The 12,784-nt window shown below is 28.0% G+C and carries 8 protein-coding genes; all 8 read right to left on the bottom strand.

What is annotated here, in order from left to right; all coding sequences use genetic code 11:
• Window positions 1–1,200: 1,200 nt before the first annotated feature.
• A complete protein-coding gene (locus LLF98_RS00965) occupies window positions 1,201–2,460 on the bottom strand; it encodes a nucleotide sugar dehydrogenase (RefSeq protein ID WP_291699937.1) in 1,260 nt (419 codons plus the stop codon).
• Between the two features lie 102 nt (window positions 2,461–2,562).
• A complete protein-coding gene (locus LLF98_RS00960; RefSeq protein WP_291699935.1) occupies window positions 2,563–4,119 on the bottom strand; it encodes a glycosyltransferase in 1,557 nt (518 codons plus the stop codon).
• Window positions 4,120–4,231: 112 nt separating this feature from the next.
• Window positions 4,232–5,320, bottom strand: a complete 1,089-nt coding sequence (locus tag LLF98_RS00955; protein ID WP_291699933.1) for a DUF6270 domain-containing protein — start codon at window positions 5,318–5,320, stop codon at window positions 4,232–4,234.
• A 10-nt stretch (window positions 5,321–5,330) separates the two neighbouring features.
• Window positions 5,331–8,645, bottom strand: a complete 3,315-nt coding sequence (locus LLF98_RS00950) for a glycosyltransferase (protein ID WP_291699931.1) — start codon at window positions 8,643–8,645, stop codon at window positions 5,331–5,333.
• Window positions 8,646–8,659: 14 nt separating this feature from the next.
• Complete coding sequence (locus LLF98_RS00945) at window positions 8,660–9,733, bottom strand: methyltransferase domain-containing protein (RefSeq protein WP_291699929.1); 1,074 nt, start codon at window positions 9,731–9,733, stop codon at window positions 8,660–8,662.
• 19 nt (window positions 9,734–9,752) lie between these two features.
• Entirely contained in the window at window positions 9,753–10,553 is an 801-nt protein-coding gene (locus tag LLF98_RS00940) for an ABC transporter ATP-binding protein (protein ID WP_291699927.1), read from the bottom strand.
• Between the two features lie 19 nt (window positions 10,554–10,572).
• Window positions 10,573–11,379, bottom strand: coding sequence for an ABC transporter permease (locus LLF98_RS00935; RefSeq protein WP_291699925.1), 807 nt, complete (start codon window positions 11,377–11,379; stop codon window positions 10,573–10,575).
• 54 nt (window positions 11,380–11,433) lie between these two features.
• The gene (wecB, locus tag LLF98_RS00930; protein WP_291699923.1) at window positions 11,434–12,588 is read right to left on the bottom strand and encodes a UDP-N-acetylglucosamine 2-epimerase (non-hydrolyzing); all 1,155 of its coding nucleotides are present in this window, start codon (window positions 12,586–12,588) and stop codon (window positions 11,434–11,436) included.
• Window positions 12,589–12,784 lie beyond the last annotated feature (196 nt).

Raw genomic sequence — 12,784 nt, 5'->3', positions numbered from 1 at the left:
GTTAATAGGTATTGATGCAGGTGACGCAGATAACATATCTCCAGCTGGACTTGAATGGAATAATAAATTTGATGTTTTCAAAATAAACGTAGTTTCTAATAACGAACTTGATGGAAAAATTGATTTTGCTGAAATAATATTCGCCGAATAATATAGTTAAAGACACTAAACATTTAAAAAATTAGAGACTCTAGATAACTTTGTGTTATTAATAGATTTATTATTGAAATATTACTGGAAATTTTGATTTCTAGTAATATTTTTTCATATTTATAAAATGTAAAAAATATTGCTTTTAAAACCAAATTTATGAAAAAATCAAAATACAATTTTAAGAGATGAAGAAGCTTTATTAAAGGATACATTTTATTCTCTATAAGCTCTTTGTCAGTATATTCCCAATATTTCATGACTGGTACTGAATATATAAAAGACTGACCATCTGGTAATACTATCTTTAATTTTATTATATCTTTTCTATACAGTTGGTGACAGTCACCCTACTGAGGGAACTTGTGACCGAAGTTTGTATCAGATAGTTATTGGGCTTTACTTTATAGTGCAAGCTTACCCACAGAATTGAGCCTCAAATGTAATTCGTATACCTCAGACCAAAGCTTTGCCGCCAACTTCCTTCAGATTCCACCTTACGATGGACACCCTTGTCTTAAGCTAATGGTTGACACTATCAGCCCCCATCACGGACTTTCACCAATTAGTACATGCCCATGCTGGGCACACATTAAAAGCCAAGAAATAATTAAATCTCTTGACTTCCCAATCTTTTCTAGGATATTTACTTATATCATCTATTATATTTTACAATTCATCAAATAATACCATTTAATTTATCAATATCAAGAAATTCTTTATCATCAATAATTCTCTTATCTACAATAACTTTAAATGATGAACTTCCATCTTGATATGCCTTCATCAATGTTTTTATTAATTACATCTAAACACAAAATCCCATTATAATCTATAGATAGCTCCTTTTAATGTTTCTTCATTTATCATAGACTATAATATTATATATATTCTTTTTGCTACCCTTGATTTCCCACAACCAGGAGAACTCTGAACATTAGAAGGCTATGACCACCAATAGTAGCAACTGCTACAAATTCGATTGCACTATCCTGACCTATAATATTTATTCAAAAAATTTGATAATTTTAATCATTAATTTTTAATAGGTTATTTTTTATATTTATATAAATTACCAAAATTAATAACTTCCAAACCAGATCCTTCTTGCTCTTTTACGATTCCCTTCGTATCAAAAAGTCGAGGATTTCTCATTTCTTGAGCAACTTCTTTATGGTTAAATTTTTTATATTCATTATGATCTGTAAGTACAACAATTATATCCGCATTGGAAACAGCTTGGCTCATCTGAGCATATTCAAGGTTTTTAACATGAGGATCATTTATCACAACATTATACCCTTTCTCCTTAAGCATCTCTACTACTTCAATAGCTGGACTTTCTCTAACATCATCTACGTTGCCCTTATAAGTCATACCAAATATAGCTATTTTAGGATTATCGATATCACTTACAAGCATTTCAACTTTCTTTGCAACAAACTGTGGCATACTGCAATTCGTATCTCTTCCAAGACGAATTATTTTTGCTTCATCTGGTGCTTTTGCTGCTATGAAATATGGGTCAATCGCTAAGCAATGTCCTCCAACTCCCGGCCCCGGAAAATGTAAATTAACTCTTGGATGTTTATTGGCCATATTTATAACATCCAGCACATTAATGTCTAATTTATAGCAAACTTTTGTAAGTTCATTTGCAAGAGCAATATTTACATCTCTAAATGTATTTTCCATGCATTTGCTAAGTTCGGCTGTTTTAGCTTCTGTTTTAATTATTTCACCTTCTACAAAAGTTTCATAAATCTTAGCAGCACGTTCAGTACATTCTGGTGTAATACCACCAACTATCCTATTATTATTTTTCAATTCAAATAAGATTTTACCCGGTAATACTCTTTCTGGACAATGCGCAAGAAATATATCTTGTCCAATTTTAAAACCTGCTTTTTCAAAAATAGGTTTTATAAAATCCTCTGTTGATCTTGGTGCAATAGTAGATTCAATTATAACAACATTACCATTTTTCACATAAGAAATTATAGATTCTGTTGCTTTTAAAACATATGTTAAATCACAACTTAAGTTTTCATCATCGTTATTAGGAGTCGGTACAGAAATAATAAAAGCATCTGCTTTTTCTGGTGTTAGTGATGCACGAAAAGTACCATTCTCAACATTCTTCTTAACAACTTCTTCAAGTCCAGGCTCTTCAATATGTATATGACCTTTATTTAATGTTTCTACAACTGATGATGTAACATCAACCCCAACAACCTCACATCCACTACTTGCAAACATAGCAGAAGTAGGTAGTCCAATATAACCTAAACCAATAACACAAATTTTCATATTTATTTCCCCATTCAAATTAGATTTACTCAAATTAATATATACATTATAAAACAATACTATATACATTATAAAACAATAATATATACATTTCAACAATACTCAAATTGTATACTTTTCAAATTTTCCACTGCAATTAAGTATTACTTTTTTTAGATAGTAACCTTTAAATACACAATTGTAGTAATCATTACTTTTTTGAACAATAAACTTATTACTACCACCGCAAATACCCACAAAGTCATCTACATAACAAAAATGTACTATAGCCTTTTTAATATCAAACGTTAACTTATTTAGTGATTTAAAAGTGATAAAATAATCTGTTTTGTAATTTTCTCCAAAATAACTTATATCCTTAATATCTTTTTCATCTTCAATGTTTATAACTCTATTATATTTAATTATAAAACCCTTTTTATTTTCATAAATTAAAGATTTGAAATGTTCTTTACATTGTTCTAAATCACAATTATCGTAAATAACAGTCAAATTTTCATTATCATCAATATAGTTAATACCAATATCATCATATACCTGTTTAATTCTTTCACTATTTGTATGATTTTCCATAACATACTGAACATTTTCAGCACAAGTCTCTTTAATTGAAGTAAAATCAAAGTCTTCTCCTAAAAACCAAACATTTTTACCAAACATTTTTTTCATCCCTATTGAGTCATTACTAATAACACAAGTATTACATGCCATAAGCTCAAAAACTCGTCTTGCAAACATTGTTTCAGAATTTTTTATTGTGTTAATATTAATTGCAAAATTAGCTTCTTTATATATATTTTTCAAATTCTCAAAAGGTACATTTTTAAATATAACAGAACTAAACTTCTGCGGAAATATTTTTAAAGGGTTTGAAGTGTTATAATTTCTGTCATATATTTTTAATTGAATATTCTTATCTTGAACCATTTTAAATGTTTCAAGCATATCCTTACATCGTTCAAGGAGGTCAGCATACCAACTACCAGCAAATATAGCTACATTTTTTTTATTATTTGAGTTTATAGGGTTAAAAATTTTCTCAGAAAATCCAAACATAAGTGTATGAACATTTTTATGTCCTAAATTCTTATATTTTGACACACATTCGCCACAGGTGGTAAATATGTAATCAAAGTATATTGCTGTATCACTAAAATTATATTTTGGGTTATCAAAAAAAATTGGATCTTCCTTATTCCAAAAAACAGTTTTAATTTTACTTTTTTTACAATAATCCAAAATGTTGAAAATATCCTTACGATTATTAAAAAGAATATTTTTACTTTTATAAACTTTTCCTCTCCAACAATCTTTGTATTCCTCAATTCCATTCCACGCAGATTCACAGAAAAAGATATCTGGCTGAAAATCTTTCATTACCTGTAACCAGTTTGATGGTGTTAAAAATACAGCATTACATTCATCTTTAAAACTTTTATATGTCATCTCATCACATACAAATGCAATTTTTACATCTTTATAATATTTTGCTTTATCATAATTTTTTGAAACAAATTTTATACTATCACTATTATATTTACATGATTTATTTTTTCCTGTAAGCATTGGAATCAATACACCATATACATAATATGCTATTATTGCAATTAATGGAATATCATCAAATTTCTTATATAATTTATAAAACAAACTTTTCATTTCATTAACCCCACTTTTATTAAATACTGTAAAAAATAGCTGTGGTAAAATACAACAGCTACTTTTTGAATAATACTATTTTATTTCTATCATTAGAAAATCCTAAAATTCATTATTTTCTTCCAACCAACATCTTCTGAATTTCTGCAAAAGCTTTCACATAATATTCCTGTTCATAGTGCATAGGTGCAAGCCCCCATTTATGGTTTTCATCAGCACAAAAACTATCACAAATATCAATAACCATAGAATTAGGAATATTAGCTTCTAAATAATCATACATATAATCTAATAAATCATTGACTTTTTTATTGTTGCTTAGATTATTTATATCAAATTTGGATATAGTCCCTAAAGAATTAATGTAATAATCAACCATTTTACATTTATGAATAATTATATTTTGTGATTTATAAATATTTAAAATCCTATCACAAAACTCTTTCAAATACCAATCTAATTTTTTATTATAAACATAATATGATTTACCACCAAATATCTTCCTTTTTTTCTTTCTTGGTATAATATCTAATTCTTTTAAATATCCACTTTCCTGCAAGGAAGCTGAATAAGTTATTACAGACTCAGCCCCTAATTGATTATATTTTAATATTTTATATCTTTCATCTATTAAATCAATCATTAAATACTTACTCCCATCACCTTTAAAACGTTCAAATGTTTCCTTAGCGAGATCATTATATACCATTTCTCTTTGAAATTTAGATTGCAAATTTATATCTTCTACATTACATTTTATAGGTGGTGAAACAGCTGAAACTATTGATTGTCTAGCAACATAAGTTCTTAAATTAAATTTTTTTCGTCTATCAAATTCTAGCAAATCCCTAGAAACACAGCTTCCAAAAATACTAATCGGTATAGGATTTTTCTCAAAACCTTCTGACTCAACAGGATAATCTGAATTAAATTTAAAATTTATACTTTGAGACTTTTTTATTGCCACTTCTTCTTCATATTTAACAAATCCGACAACACTATATTCTCCATCGTCTGTCAAATGAAACTCTGCAGTATTATTCTTTGTATAATATTTGGTGTCGATTCTTTCTTTATCATATATCAAATAAAAAGCATATTGAAAATTATCAGATACAATATCTCTTAACACAATTTTGCATTTCAAATTATTTCTAAAAGTCCCAACATCAACATCAAATATGCTTTCATTTAATTCCATATCATAACTCCTAATTAATATTATTAATTAACTGAATTTCTTTATCAATAGTAATTTTTTTAGATGTCTGATTTCTTACCCTTTGAGCTGCACTTTCTGAAAGTTCTAAAAAGTATTGTGGCTCATTATATAATTTTTCTATTCCTTTAGCCATTGCAATATAATCTTCCCCGTCTGCAAGTATTCCACATTTGTCATCTACAAATTCTGGAATAGCCGCAATAGCATTTGTAATAGGCACAACACCACATGACATTGCTTCATCACGAGAAACTCCTTGCGTATCCCCTCTTGTAGGGATAAGAACTACTCCACTATTTTGGTAAATTTCTGAAATTTGTTGTTGTCTTAAAAATTGTTTTTTTATAGTTACATTAGAAAATTTCTTTAATGGTTTTAATACTTCATCAAATAAATCTCCGTCACCAATGAATGTAAAATTTATATTTTTAAAAAAGTCTTCTTTGCTAAGTTCAAGTACAGCTTTTACTGACAAATCATTACCATATATTTTGCTTGAATATGGTCTTATAGATATAATATTTTTTCTATCTTCAGAATCTTTTTTATAATACTTAAAAAGATTAGTATCAATACAGTTATGGATTATGCTATAATCCTCATCATTCATTGATATTTTATAATCCTCCATTATCATATCAAAAAAGTATTTTGAAACAAAAACAAAGTGAATTCTCATCTCTTTATAATGTGAAAAAACTTCCTTCCAAAATTTCATTCGTAAATCCGAATCTTTTTTTGCTTTTTCCAATTCCTCATCAGTTTTATAATTAAATTTCCTTCTCCACCATGGCTGAATTTCAGCACCATGTAACCATACTATAATCTTAATTTTATCCTTAAAGCATTTTAAAACTTCCCACATTTGCTTATCTAAGAAATGAACACAAACTGTATCAATATTACCTGTTTCAAGAATATTTGCAAGCGTCTCTCCCAGTCCCTCAACTACGTTAATACCCTCAAACTCTCTATACTCATTTTTAGCATAAATATTCATACGCATCATATCATATACAAAACCATCTTCTTTGTAAGCAGTCATGCGTTTGTGCACAAACATGTTTCTGTAAAGTGATTCAGAAGAAGGATAATGATTTGACAATACAAGTACATTAGAACGTGAAACAAAACAAGCCTTTTCTTCAGTATTTTTACTTGCACCCACTAAAATTTCACTGAGTTTTAGTTCCCCACTTCCTCTAAATCTAAAACATAATTTGAAAAACATAGCATTTTGCGGTACTTCTGCCTTATATAATCTATTAATATTAGTAAACACAGGAGATATTTTCTTTTTATCTTTATCGTAAAAAATACACGTTCCTATACAGTCGAGACTTCCTACTCCATTAAAAACTAAATTTATATGTCCATCCTCTAAAAATTCATTTACGTTAAATAATCGTTCTATGTTGACATAATGATTAGTTTCCTTATCAAGAGTACTAACAAATTTTACTGAATTGTTAATTTTACTAAAAATAACAGGCGAATCTTTAGATTGTTTCATGTTATTAAATAAATCGTCATTTGACAGTGATAACCCAATATATGAAAATTTATCCATTTCTATATTTTCTGCCATATTTTCAATTCTTGCCATTGAAATACCTTGATCATGAATAATAATATCATCAACTACTTCACAATTATCACTTACTAAATTCTCACAAAAATTAAACTCGTCAATAGCTAAAAGTTTCTTATCTGTAATTTCACTTAATTCAAAGAGCTGACTAATAGTATAATTTTTAAATAAGTTATTCTTAAACATAGCTCTATCTGTCTTTAAACTAATTACTTCTTTATAATTACTATTAGTACTAGTTATAGAAATAATATCTTCATCTTTTGAATAGTAATCAGCCTTACCAACACCACCAAACTCTCCATAACGAGTGTTAAGAGCAAAATCTAACAAATAATTTTCACCATAATAATTTTTACAATTAAATATTGTAATGTATCCATTCTGACCAAATTTAGTTATTATATTTTCTTTTATATCATCAGCTGTTAAACAAATTACATCGTCAATATTTTTGTTTAATTTACATTCAGTAAATATGTAAAGCTTTTTAGAATTATATTTTTGCTTTTTAAAAGAATTAATAATATTTTTAATTTCTGCTTCATCATTAGCCTTTGCTAAAATATTTACAGTAGGTAATGGTTTTTTAATATTTTTATTAAACACTTTTTCTACAACGTAAGAAAGTCTGTCCTCATACAAATGTTCATTTAATACTTTTCTTAATCCAAGTAATCTATATTTTCTAAAATCAGCAGTATTTTTACACCACTTATTTATATTTTGTTTTAATGTTTCACCATCATTAGTACATATAGTTAAATCTCCAAAATAATTTTTTGTACCTCTTGAATAGTTACCTACTGTGACAGTATTAGATGCCATCATTTCGAATGCACGTCGTGCAAACATAGTCTGTGACTGATGAACGGAATTCATATTTATTCCAAAATTATAACCCTTGTATGCAATATCAATTTCACTAGGATCTAAACTTCCAAGTATATATTTATCATACATTTTAGGGAATTCATGTTCTGGTCGAGCATGTTTATAATTTCTATCATAAATATCAAAACCTTTAGTTTCCATAAAAAACTTTGAAAAATCATCAAAGACTTCACATCTTTTCACATATTTATGGTAGTATGCACCTGCAAAGCAATATTTATCCTTTCGATTATATTTTTCAATAGGATTATGTATTTTAGGTTGTGCTGCAAAATGAAGATGATATATATTATCATGCTTAAGAGAGTTTTTATATTGTTTAACACAGTCAATATCTGTTGTAAAAACAAAATCCGCCATTCTAGCAGCTATCATAAATATATCAGTATAAATAGGGTCTTCCTTATTCCAAAAAACAATAGGTATATTTTTATCCTGACAATAGCTTGTCATTTCAAAATATTTCTTGCTTCCGTTAGCTATTTTTCTGTACCATAAACCATCTTTACCTTGCCATGCTGACTCAATAAAAAGCATATGAGGTTTAAATTCATCTATTTCGCTTTTCCATCCCTCTGGAGTTACCTCTAACAAATTACATTCTGGAGAATAGCTATCAAGAGTAAACCTATCCATAATACACGCTACCCTTAAGTCTTTTAAATTCTCTATATCTAAATTAAAGTTACGCACAGAATTTGTTTTAATTTCATTTTTTTGTGTTATCTTAATCCCCATTTTTCCAACGGTATCAATAATTATTTTATTTTGTTTTTCAAGGTAATTTATTCGCTTATCTATAAAACTTAAATCTAACAAATCAATGCACCTCCCTATTTTAATTTAGCCTTTAATTTTTTTAACATCTTATAAACTCTTATACCAATCTTGCCAATAAATGTATCTATAATCAATGATAGTTTTCTTCTATGTTCATTATTTTCATGTTTAAGATAATTCTTTTGTGTTTCTAGCTTATTTATTAAAGCCTTATTTTCCTTTAAAATTGATATTTCATCGTTAAGGTCACTTAGAAGTTTTTCAATAATATTCGATAGTTCCTTTTTTTCATTAATCAGTTTTTTATTGTTTTCTTTTAAATTGTTATACACTTCAAGACTATTATTGTATTTTTCTTTTAAATTATTATTCACTTCAAGACTATTATTATATTTTTCTTTAAGAGTAGAATATGTTTCAGTTGACTCCTTATATTTTTTATTTACTTTAATATTATCAGAATATAATTTTTCTATTCTTCTAGTCATTGACCAATCAATTTCCGAGAAGTTTTTTTCTAATAAAGCCACGTCTTCATTAGTATAATTAAATTTATTTATTACTTCACATTTTTTAGCAACTAATCCAATCCACCTCCCCATATACTCAACTTTTTCTACCTGAAACTCTTTTTCAATAATATCTATTATATTACTTAAATAAAAGGTAGAATGGTGGTCAGGGTGATTATTAACACCAAAAGGTACCGTTATAACTAATGAACCATTGTCTTTCAAATATTTCTTTGTGTGTATAATAAAGTCACAAGGAGCTTCTAGATGCTCTAATACTTCGGTCATAACAATTGTATCAAATACCATATTTTCATTAAAATCCAAAAAGTTAATGCAACGAAATTCTATATTATTCTTAACATCTTTAAAATCTTCTTTCAATAATGTATTGGCAAAATCAACAGCTTCTTTCTGTATATCTAACCCAAGAACCTTTTCGCTCTCTTTTGCCATAAGTAAAGATATTATACCCTGAGAGCAGCCAACATCAAGTATATCCCTTGCATCTTTAACTTCATTTAAAATCCAGTTAATTCTTTTATTTGTATTGTTTTTACTTTCCTCACCAAGATTCCCTATATAAGATTCATAAATTTTATCATCATTTGCCATAAGTATTCTCATCCCTTAACTACAAAAATTTTTCTTGATATTCTTTTAAATTAACATTTAAATTATTTCGTTCATCATTTGACATAGCATTAAACTCTCTAGCAAAACCACAATAAGGTATAATAATTTTTTCAGGAATATCAGTTCCTACAATATTCCCTTTATTTAACCAAACTACTTTATCACAAAAATCATTCATCTGTGTAACTGAGTGACTAACAAAAAGTATTGTTTTTCCTTTTTCTTTAAATTCATTCATCTTATCAAGACATTTATCAGTAAAACTATTATCACCAACTGCTAAAGCCTCATCAATTATTAGTATATCAGGATTCATATGAACAGATATAGCAAAACCTAATCTAGAACGCATACCACTTGAATAGGTTCTTAATGGTTGATTTATATGAATTCCTATGTCTGCAAACTTAATAATATCTTCTTTTATCATTTCTGTTTGACTTCTATCAAAACCTAGTAGAAGGCATTTGTAATCTATGTTCTCAACTCCTGTAAGATGATTTTCCATACCAGCGTTAGCTGAAAGCATATTTACTTCTCCATCGACTTCAACTGTTCCCTCTGTAGGATATGTTATTCCAGTTATAATACTTGCTAATGTAGATTTCCCTGAGCCATTAAGACCTATTAAACCCACAATTTCACCTTTTTTAAACTCTAAGTTAATATTTGAAAGTGCTACAAATTCCTTTGGTTTATAAAAAGGCAAAAAAAGACCTTTTAATCTTTCAAAATCTCCAGAATATAGTGTGTATTTTTTATATAAATTTGTACACTTAATTGCTAAATTGTTATCCATTTAATTCACCAAACCAATCTTAAATTAAATCTATAAATTGCTTACGAAATTTCATATGTATGTTACAACCTATTATAAATATTACTATAGTTATAATCCAAAAAAATACACCTTGTTTCCAATGCCACATAATACTTCTTCCATAAAGCAAACTATCTCTATACCCATCAATAATGTAAGCAAACGGATTTAATTTTAGAATAAACTTAAGATTTTCAGGTAATTTATCCTGAACCCAAACAATTGGTGTAATATAAAATAAAAGTCTAATAACCGATGCCATAATTTTTTGAAAATCTCTAAAAATAACAACAATAGCAGATGCAAAAAGAGCATATCCAACTAAAAATGCAAAACTGCAAAATATAAAATAAAAAGTTTGCCACCAGTAATGACTAATAGAATAGCCTGAACCAAATATAACTCCCACAACTACTAGCATAGCCCAAAAATGACCAATAAGTGCTGATAATACTGATTTTACAGGAACAATAGACATTGGCATATACATCCTTTTAAGTACACCGCTATATGCATGTATTGCATTTCCTGTATTACTTAGTGCTGTGCTTATATAAAACCAAGGTATAATTCCTACGATCATCCATATAATATACGGATAATTGCCTTGTGGTACCGATGATTTTAAACCTATGGCAAAAACAAACCAAAATACGAATATTTGAAGTGCCGGATTAAGGAAATTCCACAAAAAACCAAACATTGTTCCATTATTTTGAGCTTTAAGCTCATAATTTGCCAATCTAAATAATCTATTTCTATTTTCGAAGTTCTCTCTAAAAACAGTCTTTATATTTTCCAACATAATCTTTTATTTCCTTTCAAGATATAATTGATTACTTATATCTAATAAATTCAATTATTCTACTATAAAATCTATAGGTCTTTCCTCTTTAATATTAAAATAATAAAGAATTATTTCTACTATTCTTTTAGATGCATCTCCATCTCCAAAAGGGTTTTGAGCCTGAGCCATTTTTTGATATATTTCTTTATTAGTTAATAATTCTTGAGCCATTTCAAGGATAACTGATTCTTCATTACCTGCTAATTTAAGTGTACCTGCCTTAACACCTTCTGGTCTCTCTGTCACATTTCTAAGAACAAGAACAGGCTTACCCATAGATGGAACTTCTTCTTGAAGTCCTCCACTATCTGTCATAACAAAATAAGAACGCTTCATAAGATTATGCATATCTTTTAAATCTAGAGGATCTAAAAGATGTATTCTTTCATTACCACCTAAAATTTCTCTTACAGGCTCTTGAACAGCTGGATTTTTATGAACAGCATATACTACTTCTACATCTTCATTTCTATCCACAATCTTTTTAATTGCATTACATATATTTATAAGAGGCTTGCCAAGATTTTCTCGTCTATGAGCAGTTATAGAAATTACTTTTTTATTTATAAAATCTATATTATTAAGCTCATTTACGCTAAACTTATATTCTTCATCTATAGTAGTTGATAATGCATCTATTACTGTATTCCCAGTTATAAAGATAGCTTCCTCATTCACATTCTCTTTTAGCAGATGATTTTTAGCAAATGCGGTTGGACAAAAATGTAAATCTGTCAAATCTCCAGTTAACTTTCTATTCATCTCCTCTGGAAAAGGTTGATATTTATCATATGTTCTAAGTCCAGCCTCGACATGTCCTACTTTAATTTGATTGTAGTAGGCTGCCAAAGCACCAGTAAGAGTAGTTGTTGTATCTCCATGTACAAGTACTATATCAGGTTTAACTTCGCACATGACCTCATTAAGCCTATCTAAAGCTCTAGTAGTGATTCCAGTTAAACTTTGACGTTGGCGCATTATATTAAAATCAAAATCAGGTTTGATTTTAAAGATATCTAAAACTTGATCAAGCATTTCCCTATGCTGTGCTGTAACACATACAATACTTTCAATTCTTTCATTCTTTTCAAGTTGTTTTACAAGCGGGGCCATTTTTATAGCTTCAGGCCTTGTTCCAAAAACACTCATAACTTTTATTTTTCTCATGCGTGCACCTCTTATATTAAAATTCTTACAAAACATATTTCATATTATATATGTTCTAATAAAGTTTCTACATTCTAATGCAAAGCCTGTCTATTATTTGTGTAGGAACTTTATTTATATTTTCAATGAAGTTCCCTATAACCGCTTTTACCTTAAATATACTTTCAAAGAATACATTATTTATAATTGATGATTT

Source organism: Clostridium sp. (assembly GCF_021372645.1).
Taxonomy (GTDB): Bacteria; Bacillota; Clostridia; order Clostridiales; family Clostridiaceae; genus Clostridium.
Note: the sequence above shows the minus strand (reverse complement) of the source record. Positions and strands in the feature narration are given on the sequence as shown.